Source organism: Alteromonas sp. AWJ4_197 (assembly GCF_056160285.1).
Genome location: NZ_JBSWWW010000003.1, coordinates 448,697 through 470,248 on the forward strand (window position 1 = coordinate 448,697; position 21,552 = coordinate 470,248).

The window sequence follows — 21,552 nt, forward strand, 5'->3', positions numbered from 1 at the left end:
GATTCTGTTGTTCTCCGTTCAGGGGCATGAATAATGCCCCTGTTTTTTAACGCTAGTCGTTAATTTCCATACTCATCTGATACTGGAATATGGCGGGGTTATAACTGCCCTGCATAATATCCACCAGCTTTCCGTTTGCATCGTACGAGCGTCTTGATACCACAAGCAGCGGACTGAACTCTTTGAGATTTAATTCTTTCGCCACATCAGCGGGAGCGGCTTCTGCACTGATGAATTGATCGATACGGGACAATACTGTGCCCTGCTTTTTCAGCAGTTCAACACGGGTGTGCTTTTGCAGCGCCTTTTCAGAGAACGTATCACTGTTTGTCAGTGTCCAGCTGACGTAGTAAGCAAACGGAAGCTTTTCATCTTCGGTGAGTCTTACCCGCACCAGACGACAGGCCGTTTCACCTTCCGTTAAGCCAAGATCATCACGGACATCAGCTGGCGGTACACGGTCAGCAATGTGGATCACTTTTGCAATCGTGTGGCGACCCATGGTTTCAATGGACTCAAGCATGCCCGTCAGCGGCGCTTTTACCGGCTTGGGTTTGTATTTATACGTGACCGTTGTGCCACGGCCACGACGACGCTCTACCAGCTTTTCTGAGGCCAGTTCGTCCATGGCCCGTTTTACGGTGATTCTCGACAGACCGAAGGCTTCACCCAGTTCGTGTTCCGTTGGCAATTGCGCGCCATAACTGATGGTGCCGTCTACAATTTGTTCTTTCAGTAAGCTGTACAACTTATGATACAGAGGCGTAGGACCGTCCCACTCTAACCCCTGCTGTACCTCAAACTGCTTCAGTATTTCAATAATGGAAGATTTATCCAAAGTGAATCTCCTGTCCGTGCCGTTCATATACCACGTGTTTCAGCACTGTTTTCTATCTTAACCGCGTGTCATCTGTGACCGCGATTGTACATGTGAGCTGACGGATAACCTATATCCGGCTGCAACCTGACGTTTATAACGGATAGTTTCGGCCTGAATACTATCATGACATCTCTACAAGAGCATAATGATAGGTCATTCAAACTTAAGAGGACACAAAGACAACCTTAAATCACAGCGCATCCTGCGCTAAATAACGGATTTAACAACAATCAGAATGGTTATTTGACTTAAAAACAGATGTTTAGCCAGATCAGCATAAACGATGATGCCTGCTAAATATACTTTTATATCATTTAGCAGGCGTATGTATATTTGCAGGATCAGGCAAGCTGAGGTTTTTTCACCGCAAGGACTTTTGCCACTACACTCAGCACTAAATAGCTGATCATAGACATGAGTAATCCGTACAGCGACGGAAACAGCACGTCTGACAAAGGCAATACCACCTGATAAGTAATGGCTGTCGCACAGGCTGCACCGATAAGATAGGCCATGACCGCCAGCGGATTCCATTTGTGCAAATGTGCTAATTTTTCAGGATTAAAACGCTTCCGGTTAACCAGATAATAGTCGACGATAACGGGGCCAATTACGGGCGGAACCAGCGCTGCCAGCAAATTAATCCACTCGAGGAAGTACTGATAAACACCCAGTCCGAGTATGGTTCCGGCCAGCCCGCACAGTAATGTTGTTACCCGCTTAGGACGTTTAAATACACTGGCTGTTTGCACGGCCGGCAAATACAGATTGGTGTCGCCTGTGGTCCACAGCGCAAGACTCATGGCAATCAGACCGAAAAAGCCAATCCAGGGACCCTGCTGGAGCATGTAGGTGGTGAATTCGTAAGTACCGGAAACTATCCCGCCCATGGAGCCGATGATTTGCAGAAACCACTGTGAAATAATTAAAACTACAAACGGAATAGCAATCGCCACCCATGCCTTTCGGGCAAACCGGGTGTAATCTGCCATCACGATAGCGCCAACTATCCAGGAACCCACCACCAGATTCACAGCATCATACATACTCATGGGCGACTTTGCGGCCTGCTGTTCAGAAAGCGCAAAAAATGCCTGCCAGCCACCGGTAGTATCAATATTCAACCACGTCGCATAAATGCCCACTGCCACCAGCATCAGTACAGACGGCATACTGACCTTTTCTAGCGCTGCAACACCCATATACGTTGTACCGGTAAATAAAATGCCGGCGCCAATCGCAACAATATAGAAGGTGACAGAGTCGAATGACTGCGCCCAGGCAAAACCGAAGGCGCCTACGGTAATACCCTGCCAGCCGATGGTTAACAGTGCCACGAAGAGCACGGGAATGTATGCGCCAATATTGCCGTAGGTAAAACGGTATAACAGCCCCGAATTACACGCTGTTTTGTAGCCGATATAACCTACCAGTGCACCAATGACAAAGTTCATCCCGTTACCCAGAAACGAAGCCGTGAGCAAATCAGGGGTAAACGCCAGACCTTTCCCCAGTGCGCCGCCGGTCAGCAAACCGGTAACCAGAAATCCCCAGCCAAAAGCCAGCGCCAGCAAAGGCATAGCGTTGCGTCTTTGTGACGGCGTTAAGGGCAGATGAGGATTGTCATCACTTTGTGCTTCTTCTGTGGCATCCAGCGTCCACCACTGTTTTAGTTTATTTAGCATTTTTGGTCTCCGGAACGGGTCGCCAGATTAAGGCGACATACTCATAAGCTAATCAAAAGCCTTCGCACCGGGCATTAACAAATGTCAAAGAGCCCGCAAGAGTTTTGTGCTTATTGTGTCTGGACTGCCAGCCCCTGCTGTTAATTGATAATTGTCATAGGCACTGCGGGTTAACCACGTAATATGAGGCAGTCGACAAACCTGTTCCGGAGTCCCCTATGAAGTCACCCGTGCAACCCGCCAAGTTGATCCACTTCACTTATTTGCTTGTGTTGCTGATCACATCCAATGCTTTCGCAGCGGTAAAGCCTGAAACCCTGACTCTGCAAACTCACGGACGTGACGTACAAATCTGGCACTGGACACCTGCGGCAAAGGCAAAAGGTATCATTCTGTATTCCCATGGAGCTGCCTCCGCACCGCTTCAATATGTGAGAATAATCGAACCCTGGGTCGATGCAGGTTATGAAGTCTATGCACCGCTGCATGTGGATTCTGTGGAGCATCCCCGCACCAGTGAGTTTCAGGGTCTGGCGTCGTGGAGCGCAAGATTACAGGACATGCAAATGCTGGCAGACGAGTTCGGCAGCGAGGGCTATATTGCCGCCGGCCACAGTTACGGCGCGCTGACCGCACTGGTAAAAGGTGGCGCTACCGGACTGCTACCTGAGGGCACGGATAATCCTGACGATCCGCGGGTGTCTGTGGTGCTGGCATTCTCGCCCCCTGCTGCTATTCCGGGGTTCATTGAAAAAGCCGGTTATGCCACGCTGAGCAAACCAGCACTTATTCAAACAGGCACAAAGGATATTCTCAGTGAGAATATGTCCTGGGAAACCCACCTTGATGCCTGGCATGCCGCTCCGGCATCAGGCGACCACTACGCGCTGGTTCTGGACGATGTGGATCACTACTTCGGCGGAGCAATTTGCCGTTCCGATTTACCCGGCCCCATGCAACTTGAACAACTGCAACTTGCGGTAGATACCAGCCTTAACATGCTGACTGCTTATAACAGCAGCAATAACAAGGCAGATTCAGCGTTGAATAAATCGCTGGGTGAACATCCGCTAATGCAACTCTCCCGAAAGTAATACTTGAAACAGAAAGGCGCAACCAAGTATGCCGGAATGGGACAACAGTGTACTGCCGAACCTGATTGCCGCCGGACTGTAGTAATTCTTAATTAAACGGACACGAATATGAAACTGACTGATATCGCCATTTTTAAGCAAGCTTGCCTGATCAACGGTGCATGGATAACCACTGAGGAATCCCTCTCAGTAAATAATCCCGCAACCGGTGAAGAAGCCGGACGCGTACCTTTGTTAAACGCTGATCAGGTAAATGATGCAATCACGTCAGCCAGCGAAGCATGGAAGACATGGAAAAAGGTTCCTGCATCCACCCGCGGAGATATCGTGCGTAAATGGTATGAACTCATCGTTGAACATACTGATGAGCTTGCCACCATCATGACCACAGAACAGGGCAAGCCCCTGGCCGAAGCCAAAGGCGAAATTGCCTATGCCGCCAGCTATGTTAAATGGTTCGCCGAAGAAGCCATGCGTATTCAGGGTGAGATCCTGCCCGCTGCGGCGGCCAATACCCATATCCGTGTTTCACGGGATCCGGTAGGCGTGTGTGCAGCAGTCACCCCGTGGAACTTCCCGGCAGCAATGATCACCCGCAAAGTAGCACCCGCGCTTGCAGCCGGCTGTACGATTCTGGTGAAACCTGCCAGTCAGACCCCGCTGACTGCATTGGCACTGGCGGAACTGGCCGTGCAAGCCGGTGTTCCTGATGGCGTATTCCAGGTATTAACCGGCAAAGCCAGCGTTATCGGCGATGCTTTCTGCACGAATCCGCTGGTCAGAAAGCTCACTTTCACCGGCTCAACTGAAATCGGCGCACAACTGATGGCGCAATGCGCCGGCGATGTGAAAAAGCTTTCACTGGAACTTGGCGGTAATGCGCCTTTCATCGTGTTCGAAGATGCCAATATAGAGAAAGCCGTTGAGGGCCTGCTAAAAGCTAAATTCCGCAATGCCGGCCAAACCTGTATTTCGCCGAACCGGGTATATGTTCACAATAGCGTGAAAGATGCATTCCAGACTCAACTCAGTGAAAAAGTGGCAGCCCTTAAAATTGGTAACGGCCTGGAAAAAGGTACCGAAATAGGCCCGCTAATTGACAGCAAAGGCGTGGATAAAGTGGAAGAACACGTGAAGCAGGCCGTTGCAGCCGGTGCTAAAGTACTCACCGGCGGAGAACGCTTACCCTTTGGTAACAACTGGTACGCACCTACGGTACTCACCGGAGTTCCCCGTGATGCCCAGTGCGCCTGCGAAGAAACCTTCGGACCACTGGTTCCAATCATCAGCTTTGATACAGAAGACGAAGTGCTGGGTTACGCCAATGACACACCGTTTGGTCTGGCAGCGTATTTCTATACCGATAACCTGCACCGCGCACAACGTGTGGCAGATGCTATTGAGTCTGGCATGGTGGGCATTAACACCGGCGTTATTTCAGCCGCCAATGCGCCATTTGGCGGGATTAAAGCCAGCGGGATTGGCCGTGAAGGTGCCCACACCGGCCTGGAAGAATATCTGGAAATGAAATACCAGTGTTATGTTATTGAAGAGTAGCCCGGGCCAGTTCTGAATTACCGGCGCCTGCCCATAAGGCAGGCGCAACATTTTGACTATTATCAATGCCCGCAACACCCTGAACACCTACTGTAAAGCAACGTTTTTTCTGCAGGAAATGACATTGCCAGAGATACTAAACCACTACATTAATATTCCCGCCGGTCAGATCCATTATCGCGAGACCAAACCGCTTAAAGTACCTGAACACAGGTTGCCGGTGATACTTTTGCACCGCACACCGGCCTGTTCTTCGTCATTTGAAAAGGTGATGCAGATTGCCGGTGAGCACTTGCATATGATTGCCTTTGATACACCGGGTTTTGGGAACTCTTTCGTACCTGATATGGCATCGCCGGAGACAACTGATTACGCGAACTGGTTTCTGACTGCTCTGTCGATGTTAAATATCGACCGGTTTCATCTGGCGGCACATCATACCGGTACCCACTTCGCCACAGAAATGTCTGTTCTTGCACCGCAAAAAGTCGCCTCGCTGTTACTCTCCGGCGTCATGTACGAACCGGATGCAGCAAAGCGCAAAAAAATGCGTGCAGACATTGGTGATGCGCCTGAAATCGACAACGCCGGACACTACATCTCAGACAGCTTTACACTGATGAAAGCCCTGTGTCCGGCCTATGATGCACATCTGGTCCATACCGAAACGCTGGGTGCCATTACACATCTGAAAGGCCGCAATCAGGCATTTGATGCCATTTACAATCAGGACTTTCCTGCGGTATTCAGCAAGGTTACCTGCCCCGTCATGATTGCTCAGGCCTGCGATGATCCGTTAACCCTGAACGGCATGCTTGAGACCATTAAAAAAGATCACCCTCAGGTAAAAACCCGCATCACCGGCGCTGCATTTCTCGCTGCGCCGGAAAAGCAACCCGGCGATTTTTGCCGTGCACTTTTTGAATTAACTCACACTACCGGACACACCATGAATTACACAAAATATTTATACCAAAGGCAGGATGACAGCTTCACGCTTTCTGCTGTGGAATCTCCCCTCCCTTCACCGGGTCCGGGCAAAGTACTGGTTAAGATCAGCGCCGTATCACTGAACCGCCGCGACGCCTCCATTCGCGATCTCTCGTACCCCGTACAGGCCGACGAATTCGTACCATTTTCTGATGCTGCAGGTGTTATTGTGGAAACCGGCAGTGACGTCACCCAATGGAAAGCGGGAGACCGGGTCACCTCCAGTTTCTTTCAGCAATGGTCAGGTGGCAGATTAAACCTCACCGCCATGTTTTCCGCACTGGGCGCTGGTGCCAATGGCGTACTTGCTCAATACGCACTGCTGAGTGAAGAGGGAGTGGTAGCCACACCTGCACGCTGGAGTGATGAGCAGGCTGCCTGTACGCCCTGTGCTGCCACTACCGCCTGGCGGGCACTGGTAACCCTTGGCAACATTCAGGAAGGTGACACCGTGCTCATCATCGGCACCGGCGGCGTGGCAACGTTTGCCGTACAAATCGCAGCAGCAAAAGGCGCGGTACCCATTGTCATTTCATCCTCAGACGAAAAGCTGGCACAGGTGAAACAGCTGGGGGCAGCCCACGGCATTAACTACAAATCCACGCCGGAATGGTCTGAAGAAGTCAGAAAAATCACTAAAGGTGCCGGCGTCAATCACGTGGTAGAACTGGGTGGTGCAGGCACCATGGCACAATCGGTTGCCAGCCTTGCTATCGACGGTCATCTTGCTGTTATCGGTGCACTGGACGGTTTTGGCGGAACCATTGATGTGCAACCTCTCATCTTTGGCGCTCTGAAGGTCAGTGCGGTCATGGTAGGTTCAAGAGCAGACCACGAAGCGGTGCTGAATTTCATGTCAGAACAGGGGGTACTGCCTCTCATCGACAGCCAGTTCGACATCACTGATATTGAAGCGGCGTTTGCCAAAATGAATACCGGCGCCTTCGGAAAAATCGTTATCCGTCTCTGAGCTACCCGCGCCTCCGGGGCGCAGAAATAAAAATGCCGGTGGGAAACCCCCACCGGCAAGAGGCTCAAATAACAAATGTTATTTGACGGGAAACCTTCATAAAACGGTTGTCATAAACACACTGAATCGCTGTGCGCTTACAGGTTATACGCTACTCGAAACTGTCCGTTTGCTTCGCGGACAACTGTAACGGTTGCGTTGTATACCGTCTCTAATTGCTTTAAAAGCGCCTGCTTTTCACTGCCCGGTAATTTAACGCCGTTAAACACTGACAGCCCGCGCAGTGCGCCTGCCGCATTTCCGGGTTCAACGGGTTGCAAACCCATATTCACAACAATCCTGGCATTATTTTGCGGGTAACTGATGAGCATCCGGTAAGAGGTATCGCCGGTTATTTTGTCGCTCACAGTGTAGAACGCAGAACTCCCGTCCAGAGGTGTGGTAATGGTTCTTACCGGTGCCCCGGCGGCTGCCTGCTCTTCTGCAATACCCTTGCTGTCAAGGGACGCACGGGTTGTCTGAACCAGGTGCACACCGCTCTTCGCAGGGATGTCCAGCCCGATAGCGGCACCGTTAAAATAGCCGGCAGGATAGAACTTATCTTCGGTGGTGATCACCTCATCATCCTTTACAGCGATGGTCACAACGCTTTCATAGTCCGGAATTTTGACAGCAAATTTTCCGTCCATGTACATGTTATGACTATGCCAGACACCTTCACTGAGTTGCCAGAATGCAGGCAGCTCTGCCTTAGCCTGTAAGGTCAGGCAAAACATGCTACCGGCGATGGCAGTGATAACTTGCACTGCTTTTTTCATATTAATCGACCCTGTGAACGGAACAACGCTGTCCGGATGCACCTGACGGTACATCCGGACATGTCATTATCAGAATTCGTAACCCGCGCGGATCCCCACTTCTCTTGGCATAATAGGGTCAACCACTGCACCCTGTGTGGCAAAGAAGTTTGGCATGGCGCTGAAGTCGGTAAGACGACGACCTGTTGCCCATCCCTCTTTGTCAGTACAGTTATTACAGTAAAGCTCTACGGATACGCCATTGTCAGTACCAATCAGTTTTGCCCGCAGATTCAGCAAGGTATAGCCCTCAATGGTGGTAAGGTTCAGCTCATCCGTATAAGTTTTGCTTCTGAAGGTGGTATCTGCACGCAGGGCATAATCCCACTCTGCATTCAGTCCGTCCTGCCAGGTGATACCTACAGCACCGCTGTGCGCCGGAGACCGTGGCAGCGTATTTCCGTCTGCTTTGTAGAATGTGCCGTAAGGCAGACCCAGCGCACTTCTGAAAGAGTTACTGTTGTAACTGTCGTACTCAGAGCTGGTGTAACCGTAAGCGAACTGAATGTTGAGGTTGTCACTGGCTGACCAGCGACCTTCAAGCTCAATACCTGTCTGCGTACTTGAGCCGGTCATAGTAGGCGTCAGAAAGTAAGATGTTCCTGTGCTGGTTCCGGTAAAGGTATAGAGGCCGGTAGACTTCATGCCTTCCCATTGCTGATGGAAACCAACCAGTGAGTACCATAAAGCGCCATCCAGAACAGACTGTTTCCAACCCAGTTCATATGACTTAATCGTTTCTTCTTCCGTCTCTGTTTCGATATTAGGATTTGCAGCTAAAAACTCCGCGGCATCATTTGCATCCATAGAATCAAACATACTGTTGTAAGCACCCGGCAACATGGCTTCTGAGTAGGTCAGGAACACATTCGCGTCATCCATTGGCGAAAGCAGCAGACTGATACGTGGCAGGAAGCCGTCGAAAGACAATTCAGCAGAAGGCGATAAGGTGCCTTCGGTGAAACCGGAGCGGTTGTCTGTAGTGTCATCCTGATAGCGCGCTTCGACTACCAGCGTGGCCCAGTCGGTAAAATCGTATTCAGCTGAACCGAAGATACCCAGCGTTTCAATTTTAGTTGCGTCGAGGTAACTGGTACCGAATCCGAACAGCATACCGCCATAGTAGCCATTAAATACGTTCCAGCCACCGTCAACATCACCCATCTGATCGATCACTGAGTAGTTAACCCCGGCCATAGCACGGAAATTATCGTTGTTGTCGTAGTTCAGACGACCTTCCGCAGACCAGGATTCCAGTTCCAGATAGGTTTGTACAATCCACGCCTGTGCATCTGTCTGGTCAGCATCTCTGATCTGCGTGGTGGATTTATGGCTGTAACCCGCCAGACCATCAAAGGAGAAGTTTTCATCTATAAAGTAGGATGCTTCGGTAGAGAACACCAGCATGTCAGAACGCAGTCCGATATGGTCCAGAGAAGGGGTATCTCCTCCTTCCGGACGCATTGCGAGTAATTCGCTCATGCTATAGGTACCGTCCTCCAGTGCATCGCCATACTGAGTTTGTCCGGCGACAGTTACGTCATAAAAACGGGTGTTGCTGCTTACTGTGGTGTACGGCAACGAGCCGGATAACCATGGCGTCGCCCACGTAGCTTCAACAATACCGTTGTTTGTGCGCTGAACGTGTCACCGACGGAAATATTATTATTTTCTGAATACTTTACGAACGTTGATGCTGGCGCACCGTCATCGTCCTGAGAATAAGCGATACGGCTTTTTACCGATAAGTTTTCTGTGGGCGTCATGGCCAGAATTAACGACACACCCGCAGTCTTTTCAGCACCCAGATCACCGCCGTCAGTGGCAGTAAAAGGCGCACCCTGCTCGCGGTTAAACACAGTCAGGCGGGAAGACACATTCTCCGACAACGCACCTTCAACATAAGCATTAAATTCGTTGCTGCCGAATGTCGGGCTGAAGCCTGCGGAAATCTGGCCGCTGAACTCGTCGCCGGGCGTTACCGTGGTATAGTTGATGGCACCGCCGAAAGTGCCGCGTCCAAAGTAGACTGGCTGCGGGCCGCGTAACACCTCAACTTGAGCGATATCGGAGAATGACACTGAGCTTTCGCCCCCCAGCACAGCAACACCGTCAACAAAGAAGCCACCTGTCTGGTTTGTCGGGGTAGATATGGCAATGTCCATACCACGGAAACGGATGCCGGGGTTAAAGCGGCCGGGTTGAGAGTTACCCACATTCTGGAAATCCAGGTTGGGTGTAAAGTTTGCCAGCGATTCCAGCTCGGTTAATCCTGACTCCTGCAAATCTTTACTGGTAAACGCTTTAACAGACAGCGGTACTTCGATGATGGTTTCATCCCGTTTTCTCGCTTTAACAACAACCTGCTCGTATTTATTATCGTCGGCTTTCTTTTCTTCTGTTTGCGCAATGGCTGATGCCACCGGCGACAGTGCAAAAACCATCCCCGCTGCACTTAAAGCGTATTTTTTGTTCCATGAATACATGTTTCCCACCTCACTTGGTACCTGTTGTTATTTGGCTTTTTACACGGCCAATCATTATTTTTGGCGGTACTTTTTTTAAACGGTCAAAGCACCTTATTGAACAGATTATCGCCAGCAAAACGGGGACTCATTAACAAATATCAAAAAACAGCAAGATTATGAAATTGACTAATAAACATCATTAAATCAGTTCATTACAAAGATTGTGGACACAAAAAAGTCACCGTAAACCTGCGCTTCCGGTGACACGTTCAGATGAAAAATTACGCTCAGACTTTTGTCAAAATCTCGTTTGCTGCCCGCTCGCCGGATTCCAGCGCACCTTCCATACCACTTGCCCATTGTGCAGTATGTTCACCGCAGAAATGCAGCCTTGATGTAGGTGTAGCCATTACGTTTGCATAACGGGCAACCTGACCGGGTTTCCAGGTAGCAAAAGATCCCCGTGACATGGGTGAATCCTGCCAGTTAAACAGGCGAACAAATTTCACCGCACCTTTTGCCTCCGGCAAGGCTTCGTAGAGTGATTTTTGGATCAGTGCTGCGGCGTCTTTTTCAGAGAGTTTTTCAACGGCTTCCACGCCTTTGCCGTTAATCCACACGGTCAGATTAGTGATCTTACCGCTTTGTGAAGGATCACTGGCGAAGACTCTCTCGATGACAGAGTCTGACCACACATTCGGCAGAAAACCTTTACCTTTCCAGAAAGGAGAAACCACCTCGAAATGTGCCTGATACACTTTGCCATATTCCAGTTCGTTGATGGCTTCCCGTTGCATCACATGTAAAGGCGCATCAATCTCAACATGACGCAAGGTGGAGAAAGGTACCGACGACAGCACGTATTGTGACTCGTATTCACTTCCGTCATCACAACGCACGGTAATACCGCTGTCGCGCTCTTTAATTTTTGCTGCTACTTTGCCTGTCAGCACTTCACCGCTGAGGTGTTTTGCCATGGCTTCAGGCACCCGCTGATTTCCGCCCTGCGCCATCTTCACACCACCGGGCGTTTGCATAGATTGCATAACAAAATAATTATTGCGATAGAGGAACAGTAAGGACGACTCATCCAGGGTTCTGCCGTAGTTATTAGCAGCCCCCAGCATTTCTATTGCTTTTGCAGAAAGCCCTTTCTCGCGGAGTAACTGACTGACAGGAATGTCCAGATTAAAGTTCGAATCGCTCAGCCAGTCATTCCCTTGTGAAAAAGGTGGTTTGCCGAGCAGCACCGGCAACAGTTGGTCCGGCGTCATGGCTTTAAATTGATCAGGGAACGGGTTGCCGGCACATGTAGCCCAGTCAGCTGGCAATACACGCTGCCCTGCTACCTGCATGACCTGTCTGACAGGTTCATTACCAAGACCAAAATCGACCTGGTTCAGTGGTACACCCACCCGCGATGCATTAAAAATCATACGACCATAGTTGGGACCAATTGTCTGGCCGCCAGCCTCCGGTGCCCCCGGTACATCATCCAGTGTATACAGTCTGCCGCCAATGCGGTTTCGTCCTTCCAGCACGCGTACGGTCAGACCTGACTGCTCAAGAAGGCTTGCTGCATAAAGACCGGACAGACCTGCGCCGATGATTGTGACATCTGTTTTGCCTGACGCGCGGGCGAAGGCAGGGAACAATGCCGAACCCATTACCAGAGCGCTACCTTTAAGAAAGCCCCGGCGGGAGAAACGCGGATCAAATGAATTTGACATAAGTACCAACCTGTTCACTTTTTTTGATTATTGTTAATAGGCTTTTAGGCTATGAGTCCACCGGTATCACCGCATTGATTATTATCAAAAACAGGCTTCTGGTCCTGCAGGTGATTATTACAAAATATGATTTAGCCGGAGGTCAGGTTGCTGCCAGCTTCCTGACTGCCGGAACATTAAGAATCTGCAGATGATTGATGGAAGGAAAGTGAATGAGACCATCGGTTTTCAACTTAGCCAGAGAACGGCTTACCGTTTCAATGGTAAGACCAAGATAGTCTGCAATATCCTGACGGGACATATAAAGCTGGATGTGTTCCGGCGTGGCACCGGGCATACGCTCAAGCAAGTGAACAAAAAGGAAGCACAACCTTTCGTGCGCTTTTTTCTGACCGAGAATAAACAGCTGTTCCATCAGCCGGTAAAATACGTTCGACATGATGTGTTCAATGTTTCTGCGTAACTGATGATTATGCAGAGAAAAATCCACCAGCTTTTTTCTGCCGAAGCGGTAAAGGGTAGACTTTGTGAGGCTGCGGGCAGCCACCTCATAGCGCGCGGAGTTAACAATGCCCAGATAGTCTCCGGGAAACAAAAAGCCGATGATTTGCCGTCTGCCGTCATCAGCAAACCGTTCGACAACAATCGCACCGCTGATCACATTAAACACACTGGTACAGGGAGAGAACTGGTCGAAGATTGGCTCGTCGGCCCCCAGTTCAATCTGCGTGCCGCAACGACGCAGCTCAAAAAGCTGCTTCACAGATAAGTCACGAAACAGCGGGCAGTCACTGAACGGGTTATATCCGTATACAGGCTCCATACTTCTGGGCAAAAACAACTGAGACATCAAATACCTCCTGCACGCCGTAAGGCTGTGACACCAGATCAGTTACTCACAAGACGATTTACACGCATCAACTTCGGGCAGACCTTGTAAAAATGCCAGCGCGGCTTTCGCAGTCGGAGCCGGCCGCTCCACATTGATGTAATGCCCGCCATCATCAAAGGTGACCAGCTTCTTAAAACAGGAAGCGGTCAGCGCATCAATAAAAGCCTGCGCCGTTTCTGTATCCAGCGCCTGGTTCGCCGTTCCCCAGATAACCAGCGACGGTGCAGTGACATGAGAAAGCACACGTTGAGGATTACCTTTTTCGTACAGCTTGTACGCTTTAATTGAATTGGTATCGCGGTTAACAATGTTCAGATAGTCCAGCTTGCGCTGAATAAACGCACTGGTCACATAGGTGTGGTCATTGATGTAGTCATCATAGAACTGAGCAACATCTTCACGGTTAACCACCGGATCGATAAACATGTTTTTACGGGGCTTGTCTTTGGTATCCGTGTCACGCTTAACCGCTTTGCCAAACTGAATACCCGCAGAATTCACCAGGATCATGGACGTAATACGGTTTACACGGGTTGCGGCGTAACGGAACGACACCATACCGCCGTAAGAAATGCCGGCAATACCGAACTGCTCAATACCCAGCGCATCCATCAGGCCGTCAATCAGAACATGGCTGCGGTCGACTGAATAGTTACCATTCGGGATATCTCCGGTGATGCCGAAGCCAGGTAAATCAAAGCGAATCACACGATAATGTTTGCTCAGCACCTCTGCCCAGGTATCCCAGTCATGCAGGTCGCCGAGCGTACCATGCACTAACAGGATTGCTGGACCGGTGCCCTGATCTTTGTAGTGCACGTTGATGCCATCTACGTCCATGAACTTTGAATCAGCATCCGCGTATTTTTTCCGCATGTCTTCCAGCGTCAATGTTCTCGTTGTCTCTGCATTTTTGCCTTCTTCAGCACTTAGTGATGCTGAGGCAGAACACATCAGGATAGACAGCATTAAAACGAACAAATGATTCTTCATATTCAAAGATCCCGGTAAAGGCAGAGTAATTTGCAACTGACTGTTTTAACCAACCTAACGGGCACATGACAAGCCCGCCTTAACAATTATCAATCCACCCGAAAAATACGATAAAAAAGCCCCTGAAGGCATCACGCCGGCAGAGGCTTTCCGTTGAGGATCGTTATCTCACTCCATTATGCTTTGGCTATATCATCAATGGTCGCGTTATAAGATTTTTTGGTTTCACCCATTTGCGCTTCTTCCGCTTCTTTCCGGGTAAGGTAGAACAGGCGGGAGAAAAATCCCTGGCGCCATGCTTCACGGCTTTCCAGTGCCTCATCGTCCAGTTCCAGCGCTTCGATGCCTGCTGCCAAATCAATACCGTGTTGTTTCGCGACGCGTTCCTGTGCGTCCATGCGATCACGCATGACATTTAATTCGCTGGCCAGCACCATCACCATAGACATTAATTGATCCGACGCGGCATCTTCATAAAACGACGGACGCTTACCTTTAGCGTTGTGTTGCATCTGCGGATTGTTATGTGACTCAGACATCACGCTACCTCCTGGTTAACTAAAGGTTTCTGTGCAATCAGCACTTCCCAGCCACCACCCGGGGCAAATTCGCCGGCAGTAAAATCGCGATCGGCGACGGCTTCTTTTGACTCATCGCTATAACCTTTCGACCCTTCCGTGGTTTCCATAATTGCCATTGGCGCAGTATCAAAACGCACCGCATCACGGGGGAAGCCTGCATCTTCAGCCAGCTGGATCTGATCAAGGTCACGCATCGCTCCCCAGAACGGTTCGTTGTTGTACCAGGTTTCATTATCAAGAATGAACTGGGTGAACGGGTCCATGAGATCGAATGGAGGCAAGTCGGCATGAATCATCAGGCCGCCGGGAGCCAGTACCCGTTCGCTTTCTTTGAATATTTTTGGCATTGCTTTGCCGCTGGTTTCGTGCAGCAGAATGTGGCTGACAACCAGATCAAAATAGCCATCTTCGAAAGTGGTTTCTTCGGCGTTCATCTGCGCAAAGTTAACTTCTTTACCCATTGCAACGCCACGGGCATGGGCATAACGCACACAGCCACCACCTACATCGATACCCCAGATTTCTGCATCCGGAAACGCTTCTTTGTATGGCAATGTGGAATGTCCTACCGTGCAACCCATATCGAGGATGCGGCGGGGTTTGAAATCAGGGTTGTTACGCTTCAGGTAGTTGCAGACTGAGCGTCCCATATCGTCGTTATCAGGACCGGTATATCCCATGGTGTACAGATACACACCACGGTCGTAAACCACACCGGCAGAAACGTCATCGGCGGTCACTTCGGTACAGTAGCCACCAGGCATACAGTGAATATCGATGGCGCTCACGTATTTGGGCGGCACAAAGCCTTCCGGGATCACCAGTTTCGTCTCAGATTTAGCTGACAGTGCTTTGGCCCTTTCAATCAGTTGCGGCAATTGACGCTCTACACTCATTACCGTGGATTCCCAGAGCAACTCCTGGGCAATACGGTTAGTCGATGCGTACAGCTGAAAATAACTGTTTTTCACCATGGCGCGACGAATATCCTGACGGTTTTCAGGCTCACGGCCGTTTTCCCGTTTGAATTTAGGCACCACTTTCTTTTCATATACCGGCTGAAGCCCCGGCAACGTGGCGTGCTGGATATAGCCCCGCAAGCTTTTGGCGAACTCCTGGCGCGACGCTTCGTCGTGTGTTGCCTCTGGCAGCATGTCGTGCTTGCCCTGTTGGAAACAATTAAGCATGTCTGACCTCGTTTATTTGTGAAACAGAAACTTTGTCATCCCGCAGGCAATCCTTGCAGACGGTACTGACCTGATGTTCCGGACTATAGAAATCCTCACCGTGAGCTGCATTGATAATTGTCATGGCAGCAACCTTTCCAATGTTTAGGCTTAAAACGAAATTAACCGAGCTGAATTTGCCTGAAATGAGGGGAATGAAATATGAGTTATCGTCTTGGCGTTGACGTCGGCGGAACATTTACTGACCTGCTGCTGATTAACGAAGAAAACGGTCAGACCTTTACAGCCAAAGTACCGTCCACCCCCCATGATTCCTCAGAAGGGGTACTCAATGGTATTGCCCGTATCTGTGAAGAGTCTGGTGTTGATCCAACACAAATCCACCGTGTGATGCACGGTACAACGGTTGCCACCAATGCGGTATTAACCGGTAAAGGCGCCAAAGTCGGTCTGGTCACCACAAAAGGTTACGAGCACACCTTGCAGGTTGCCCGCTCATTTTGCCCGGGCGGTCTTGGCGGCTGGGTCAGCTACGTGAAAAACCCGTTGCTGGCACCTCTTGAACTGACCATCGGCGCAGCTGAGCGGATGGACGCAAAAGGGAAAGTGGTATCAGACCTCGATGAAGCAGCGCTTAAAGCCGATCTCGAGACGCTCAAAGCCAAAGGTGAAGTAGAAGCACTCACCATCTGTTTCATCAATGCGTACGTCAATGATGAACACGAAAAACGTGCAAAAGTGATTGCTCAGGAAGTCTTCGGTGATATGCCGATTTCTCTGTCCAGCGAAGTCGTACCTGAAATGCAGGAATACGAGCGCACAGAGACCACGGTTGTGAACTCCTATGTACGTCCGGAAGTTGCCCGTTATGTGAATAACCTGCAGGCTGCACTGAAAGACCGTATGGGAGAAAACGTACAGCTTTCCATTCTGCGTTCTGACGGCGGTCTGGCTTCTGGCCGCGCTTCTGCAGAATCACCGGTAAACCTGCTGATGTCAGGTCCTGCCGGTGGCGTAACCGGTGCTATCTACTTCTGTAGCCGCGCCGGTTATGACGACATTCTGACCTTCGATATGGGCGGTACGTCAACAGACGTTGCCCTGATCCAGGGCTCTAAAGCTAAAGTACGCCGCGAGACCATTGTGGGTGATGTTCGCGTACGTGCACCATCAGTAGACGTTCGCACAGTAGGAGCAGGTGGCGGCTCGATTGCTTTCGTACCGGAATTAACCAAAGCACTCCGTGTCGGCCCTGAATCTGCCGGTGCTGTTCCCGGTCCTGCCGCATACATGAAAGGCGGTACGGAACCGACAGTATGTGACGCCAACGTGGTATTAGGCTACCTGCCATCTGATGTGCAACTGGGTGGTGCCATGGCCATTGATCGCGAAGCGGCTGTTACTGCGGTACAAAAAGTGGCAGACGCCATGGGTATCGACCTGATGGAAGCCGCTGAAGGTATCATCAAGATTGCCAACGAAGCCATGTTCGGTGCGCTGCGTCTGGTATCAGTAGAACAAGGTTACGACCCCCGTGATTTCGCGCTGGTGGGCTTTGGTGGTGCGGGTCCTCTGCATGCTAATGCACTGGGCATTCTGACCGATGCATGGCCTGTTATCGTGCCGCCGGGTCCCGGCGTATTGTGTGCATATGGTGATGCCACCACAGAAGTACAGGACGAAGCTGCCCGTACCTATCTGACACTGGCACAGAAAACCACCAAAGAAGCTCTGATGGCAGACCTGGAAGAACTTCGCAGTAAAGCCTCTGAATCACTGATTGCAGATGGTCTTTCTCCTGAGTCTCTGGAAGTCACTTATCAGGCCGATCTGCGCTATACCGGTCAGGCATTTGAAATTTCTGTCGACTTCACCCGTGATGACATTGAGGCCAACGGCCTTGCCGTGTTGACTGATTACTTCGATCAGGAGCACGAAAAACTGTTTACCTTCAAGCTGGGCGACGGCCATGAAATTCTGATGATCCGTGCCGTGGTCAAAGCCAAATCCGGCGATATTGCTGAACGCAAACTGGGTGAAGACACACTGACGCTGGCTGACTGTAAAGTACAGGATACCCGTTTCTTCTACGACGGCGCATGGCATGACGGTGCCATCTATGACCGCAGCAAGCTGCACCCTGCCATCGCAGTACCGGGCCCGGCCATTGTCAGCGAAATGGATTCGACCACCGTAGTTCTGCCCGGTTATCAGGCCAACATCGACCACGTTGGCAACCTCCTCATTAATCCCGTGAAATAACTAAGGGGTATCACTATGACTGCACAAATTATTGAAACCAACAGCACCCCGCTGAAACGGGTAGATGTAGACGGTGTGACTGTCGATATTATTGAAAACGCCCTGCGGAACGCCCGTGAAGAAATGGACGCTGTACTGTTCCGTACCGCGATGTCTCCGGGGATCCGTGAACAGGGTGACTGCTTCCCGCTTATCGCAGACCGTCACGGCAAAATGGTTGTCGGCCAGATGGGCTCTTTTATCACAGGTTTTACCAATGCGTATTCAGGCACGCTGGAAGAAGGCGACATTATTCTTACCAACGACCCGTACATGTGTAACGCAGCGATTTCGCACCTGAACGACTGGCTGGTACTGGTGCCGGTATTCAAAGACGGTCGTCATATTGCCTGGTCTGCCATGTTTGGTCACATGTCAGATAACGGCGGTATGGTACCCGGCTCCATGCCGATTCAGGCATCCACCATCTTCCAGGAAGGTGTGCGTATACCACCGGTGAAACTGTACAAGAAAGGCGTGCTGCAGGAAGAAGTACTGGAGCTTATTCTGCACAACGTACGAACCCCGCAGTGGAACCGTTTCGACCTCAACGCCCTGGTCGCGGCCTGTAAAACCGCCGCTAAACGTTGTAACGAACTGGCAGTGCGCTTCGGTGATGATGTATTCGATTCCACGCTGGACATCATGCTGGAGCGGAACAAAAAAGCCATGGGCGAAATCATCAAGATGTTCATCCCTGAAGAGCCCCGCGAATTTGCCGACTATATTTGTGATGACGGTAAAGGCATGGGTCCTTACAAAATTAACTGTAAGATGTGGCGTGAAGGCGAGAAAGTTATCTTCGACTTCGACGGCACTGATCCCCAGGCACAGAGCTCTATCAACTTCTACCTGAACGAAGAAATGTTCAAAATGTTCTTCGGCTCATTCACCATTAACGTGGTAGATCCGCAAATCATTTTTAATGACGGTTTCTATGACCTGGTAGACGTACGCATTCCTGAGGGCACCCTGCTTAAACCTAAATATCCGGCGGCATTGTCTGGCCGTACCCACGCCCTGGGTCGTATCTTCGATATTCTGGGTGCATTGCTGGGTATGGGCGCACCGCAGGAACTGCTGAATGCAGCGGGTTTCTCTGACTCCCCTCACCTGTTCTACTCAGGTTATGACGACAAAGGCGAATGGTTCCAGCTATTCCAGATCGGCTTCGGTGGTATCCCGGGTCGTCCGGTAGGTGACGGACCGGACGGTCACTCTCTGTGGCCGGGCTTCACTAACGTACCGAATGAATTCATTGAGTCTTACTTCCCTATGCGTATTGAGACCTATGAAGTCATTCCTGATTCAGGCGGTGCTGGTCTGCATCGTGGTGGTCACGGTCTGTCTGTTGCTTACCGCTTCCTGTGTGACGGCCAGATCGCGATTCACGATGATCGCTGGCTGGTACACCCCTGGGGTGTTAACGGTGGCGAGCCTGGCATGCGTTCTACCAAGCGTATGGTTCGTGCCGACGGCACTGAAGAATGGCTGCCGTCTAAATGCGAAGATTTGAAAGTGAAAGCCGGAGACTTGCTGTACTTCAACACCTGGGGTGGCGGCGGCTGGGGCGACCCGTATCTGCGCGACCCTGCCATGGTTCTCACTGATTTCAATCGCGGTCTGGTAACTGTTGAAGGTGCAAAAGCCTACGGCGTAATCATCGAAAATGGTGCAGTTAATGAAGCAGCAACCACTGATTTGCGTGCCACTCTTACTGCAACCCGTGGTGAGGTAAGCATGTTCAACCACGGTGGCACCATTGAAGAAATCAAAGCACGTTGCCTGGAGGAAACCCATATTCCTGCGCCGGTAACGCCCACGTTCCAAAACGTGAAATAAGCCATTTTATTCCGCAGTTACACGCGGAGAAATGCAACAACTCATCGCCGGCTTTACGCCGGCGATGTTGCCTGATGGCAAACATCAGTTTCAGGAGATACACCACATGAGTTCCCCCAAAACCCTTTACGATAAACTTTGGGAAAGACGCTGCGTCAAACAAAATGACGACGGCACAGCATTAATTTACATCGACCGTCATATCGTACACGAAGTATCGTCTGCACAAGCCTTCGAAGGCCTTGTGGTTGCAGACAGAAAGCCATGGCGTACCAGTTCGGTTATCGCCACACCGGACCACAATGTACCGACCACAGACCGTGAAAAAGGTATAGACGGCATTGAAGATTCCACATCACGAATTCAGGTTAAAACCCTGGATGACAATTGCTCACGGTTCAACATTCCCGAATTTTCCCTCAACGATAAACGTCAGGGTATCGTGCACGTTATCGCTCCTGAACAGGGGTTGACTTTACCCGGTATGACCGTGGTGTGCGGTGACTCCCATACTGCGACTCATGGCGCTTTTGCTGCTCTTGGCGTGGGTATCGGCACCTCGGAAGTAGAACACGTTCTGGCTACCCAATGTCTGATTCAGCGCAAAGCGAAGAACTTCCTGATTAAGATTAACGGCACGTTGTCACCGGGTGTGACTGCCAAAGACATGGTGCTGTATGTGATCGGGAAAATCGGTACTGCAGCAGGTACCGGTTGTACCATCGAATTTGCCGGTACAGCCGTTCAGAACCTGACCATGGAAGGCCGTATGACCTTGTGTAACATGGCCATTGAAGCCGGTGCCCGTGCTGGTCTGGTGGCCTTTGATGCCACTACAGAAGCCTACGTGAAAAATAAACGTTATGCGCCCAAAGGTGAGCAATGGGATCAGGCAGTCGCGGTCTGGCAAGCTCTGCACAGTGACGAAGGTGCAGTATTTGATATTGAGCGTCACTTCGACGCAGCCGATATCCAACCGCAAATCAGTTGGGGCACCTCACCTGAAATGGTGACCGGCGTGAACAACCCTGTACCGGACCCTGCGTCTTTTCCGCCGAACAAGTCTGAAGATTACCAGAAAGCGCTCAACTATATGGGTCTGAAGGCCGGTCAGCCCATGACAGATATTAAACTCGACCGTGTTTTTGTGGGTTCCTGCACCAATTCACGCATTGAAGACATCCGGGAAGTAGCGCGGGTAGTAAAAGGCCGCAAAGTGGCTGACACAATAAAGCAGGCACTAGTTGTGCCGGGGTCCGGACTGGTAAAAGCCCAGGCAGAAGCAGAAGGCCTGGATAAAATTATCACTGCGGCAGGATTTGAATGGCGCGAGCCCGGGTGCTCCATGTGTCTGGCCATGAACGCCGATCGCTTAATGCCAAAAGAACACTGTGCATCCACCTCGAACCGCAACTTTGAAGGTCGCCAGGGCATTGGCGGCCGCACACACCTGGTGAGTCCTGCAATGGCAGCTGCGGCGGCGATTGCCGGTCACTTCGTCGATGTAACACGGGAGGAATTTTAA

The 21,552-nt window shown here is 50.7% G+C and carries 16 protein-coding genes; 6 read left to right on the top strand and 10 right to left on the bottom strand.

The features are described from left to right. Positions 1-52: 52 nt before the first annotated feature. Positions 53-838 carry a GntR family transcriptional regulator gene (locus tag ACXAGC_RS08565; protein ID WP_474844030.1) on the bottom strand — a complete coding sequence of 262 codons (786 nt, stop codon included), beginning with the start codon at positions 836-838 and terminating at the stop codon, positions 53-55. Between the two features lie 383 nt (positions 839-1,221). Continuing rightward, on the bottom strand, positions 1,222-2,565 hold the full coding sequence (locus ACXAGC_RS08570) for a cytosine permease (protein ID WP_474844031.1): 1,344 nt from the start codon (positions 2,563-2,565) through the stop codon (positions 1,222-1,224). Positions 2,566-2,783: 218 nt separating this feature from the next. Here ACXAGC_RS08570 and ACXAGC_RS08575 point away from each other — a divergent pair, with 218 nt between their 5' ends. The 3 genes from ACXAGC_RS08575 to ACXAGC_RS08585 all read left to right on the top strand — a co-directional run bounded on the left by ACXAGC_RS08575 (position 2,784) and on the right by ACXAGC_RS08585 (position 7,176). Next, on the top strand, positions 2,784-3,659 hold the full coding sequence (locus tag ACXAGC_RS08575; protein WP_474844032.1) for an alpha/beta hydrolase family protein: 876 nt from the start codon (positions 2,784-2,786) through the stop codon (positions 3,657-3,659). Positions 3,660-3,767: 108 nt separating this feature from the next. Further along, on the top strand, positions 3,768-5,216 hold the full coding sequence (locus tag ACXAGC_RS08580; protein WP_474844033.1) for an NAD-dependent succinate-semialdehyde dehydrogenase: 1,449 nt from the start codon (positions 3,768-3,770) through the stop codon (positions 5,214-5,216). A gap of 52 nt (positions 5,217-5,268) precedes the next feature. After that, positions 5,269-7,176 carry an alpha/beta fold hydrolase gene (locus ACXAGC_RS08585; protein WP_474844034.1) on the top strand — a complete coding sequence of 636 codons (1,908 nt, stop codon included), beginning with the start codon at positions 5,269-5,271 and terminating at the stop codon, positions 7,174-7,176. Positions 7,177-7,313: 137 nt separating this feature from the next. Here the strand turns inward: ACXAGC_RS08585 and ACXAGC_RS08590 are convergent, their stop codons facing one another. The 8 genes from ACXAGC_RS08590 to ACXAGC_RS08625 form a co-directional block, all read right to left on the bottom strand. Beyond that, entirely contained in the window at positions 7,314-7,994 is a 681-nt protein-coding gene (locus ACXAGC_RS08590) for a hypothetical protein (RefSeq protein ID WP_474844035.1), read from the bottom strand. 69 nt (positions 7,995-8,063) lie between these two features. Beyond that, the gene (locus ACXAGC_RS08595) at positions 8,064-9,614 is read right to left on the bottom strand and encodes a TonB-dependent receptor (RefSeq protein ID WP_474844036.1); all 1,551 of its coding nucleotides are present in this window, start codon (positions 9,612-9,614) and stop codon (positions 8,064-8,066) included. Continuing rightward, positions 9,596-10,519: a TonB-dependent receptor plug domain-containing protein gene (locus ACXAGC_RS08600; protein ID WP_474844037.1), complete on the bottom strand. Its 924-nt coding sequence runs from the start codon at positions 10,517-10,519 to the stop codon at positions 9,596-9,598. Before ACXAGC_RS08600 ends, ACXAGC_RS08595 begins: the two co-directional genes overlap by 19 nt. A 269-nt stretch (positions 10,520-10,788) precedes the next feature. Beyond that, positions 10,789-12,231 (bottom strand): flavin monoamine oxidase family protein, encoded by a 1,443-nt coding sequence (locus ACXAGC_RS08605; RefSeq protein WP_474844038.1) that lies wholly within the window; start codon positions 12,229-12,231, stop codon positions 10,789-10,791. A gap of 142 nt (positions 12,232-12,373) precedes the next feature. Then, complete coding sequence (locus tag ACXAGC_RS08610; protein ID WP_474844039.1) at positions 12,374-13,081, bottom strand: Crp/Fnr family transcriptional regulator; 708 nt, start codon at positions 13,079-13,081, stop codon at positions 12,374-12,376. Positions 13,082-13,123: 42 nt separating this feature from the next. After that, complete coding sequence (locus ACXAGC_RS08615) at positions 13,124-14,116, bottom strand: alpha/beta fold hydrolase (protein ID WP_474844040.1); 993 nt, start codon at positions 14,114-14,116, stop codon at positions 13,124-13,126. A 176-nt stretch (positions 14,117-14,292) separates the two neighbouring features. After that, positions 14,293-14,655, bottom strand: a complete 363-nt coding sequence (locus ACXAGC_RS08620) for a hypothetical protein (protein ID WP_474844041.1) — start codon at positions 14,653-14,655, stop codon at positions 14,293-14,295. Then, on the bottom strand, positions 14,655-15,884 hold the full coding sequence (locus ACXAGC_RS08625; protein WP_474844042.1) for a class I SAM-dependent methyltransferase: 1,230 nt from the start codon (positions 15,882-15,884) through the stop codon (positions 14,655-14,657). Before ACXAGC_RS08625 ends, ACXAGC_RS08620 begins: the two co-directional genes overlap by 1 nt. A gap of 201 nt (positions 15,885-16,085) precedes the next feature. Here ACXAGC_RS08625 and ACXAGC_RS08630 point away from each other — a divergent pair, with 201 nt between their 5' ends. The 3 genes from ACXAGC_RS08630 (at position 16,086) to leuC (ending at position 21,552) form a co-directional block, all read left to right on the top strand. Further along, positions 16,086-18,146: a hydantoinase/oxoprolinase family protein gene (locus ACXAGC_RS08630; RefSeq protein ID WP_474844043.1), complete on the top strand. Its 2,061-nt coding sequence runs from the start codon at positions 16,086-16,088 to the stop codon at positions 18,144-18,146. A gap of 15 nt (positions 18,147-18,161) precedes the next feature. After that, positions 18,162-20,027: a hydantoinase B/oxoprolinase family protein gene (locus tag ACXAGC_RS08635; protein ID WP_474844044.1), complete on the top strand. Its 1,866-nt coding sequence runs from the start codon at positions 18,162-18,164 to the stop codon at positions 20,025-20,027. 106 nt (positions 20,028-20,133) lie between these two features. After that, on the top strand, positions 20,134-21,552 hold the full coding sequence (gene leuC, locus ACXAGC_RS08640; RefSeq protein ID WP_474844045.1) for a 3-isopropylmalate dehydratase large subunit: 1,419 nt from the start codon (positions 20,134-20,136) through the stop codon (positions 21,550-21,552).

Bases quoted from the DNA above. Each gene is read 5' to 3' on its own strand.
- leuC (WP_474844045.1), top strand. From the start codon at position 20,134: ATGAGTTCCCCCAAAACCCTTTACGATAAACTTTGGGAAAGACGCTGC.
- ACXAGC_RS08580 (WP_474844033.1), top strand. From the start codon at position 3,768: ATGAAACTGACTGATATCGCCATTTTTAAGCAAGCTTGCCTGATCAAC.
- ACXAGC_RS08630 (WP_474844043.1), top strand. From the start codon at position 16,086: ATGAGTTATCGTCTTGGCGTTGACGTCGGCGGAACATTTACTGACCTG.
- ACXAGC_RS08600 (WP_474844037.1), bottom strand. From the start codon at position 10,519: ATGTATTCATGGAACAAAAAATACGCTTTAAGTGCAGCGGGGATGGTT.
- ACXAGC_RS08610 (WP_474844039.1), bottom strand. From the start codon at position 13,081: ATGTCTCAGTTGTTTTTGCCCAGAAGTATGGAGCCTGTATACGGATAT.
- ACXAGC_RS08575 (WP_474844032.1), top strand. From the start codon at position 2,784: ATGAAGTCACCCGTGCAACCCGCCAAGTTGATCCACTTCACTTATTTG.
- ACXAGC_RS08570 (WP_474844031.1), bottom strand. From the start codon at position 2,565: ATGCTAAATAAACTAAAACAGTGGTGGACGCTGGATGCCACAGAAGAA.
- ACXAGC_RS08590 (WP_474844035.1), bottom strand. From the start codon at position 7,994: ATGAAAAAAGCAGTGCAAGTTATCACTGCCATCGCCGGTAGCATGTTT.
- ACXAGC_RS08605 (WP_474844038.1), bottom strand. From the start codon at position 12,231: ATGTCAAATTCATTTGATCCGCGTTTCTCCCGCCGGGGCTTTCTTAAA.
- ACXAGC_RS08620 (WP_474844041.1), bottom strand. From the start codon at position 14,655: ATGTCTGAGTCACATAACAATCCGCAGATGCAACACAACGCTAAAGGT.
- ACXAGC_RS08635 (WP_474844044.1), top strand. From the start codon at position 18,162: ATGACTGCACAAATTATTGAAACCAACAGCACCCCGCTGAAACGGGTA.
- ACXAGC_RS08615 (WP_474844040.1), bottom strand. From the start codon at position 14,116: ATGAAGAATCATTTGTTCGTTTTAATGCTGTCTATCCTGATGTGTTCT.
- ACXAGC_RS08625 (WP_474844042.1), bottom strand. From the start codon at position 15,884: ATGCTTAATTGTTTCCAACAGGGCAAGCACGACATGCTGCCAGAGGCA.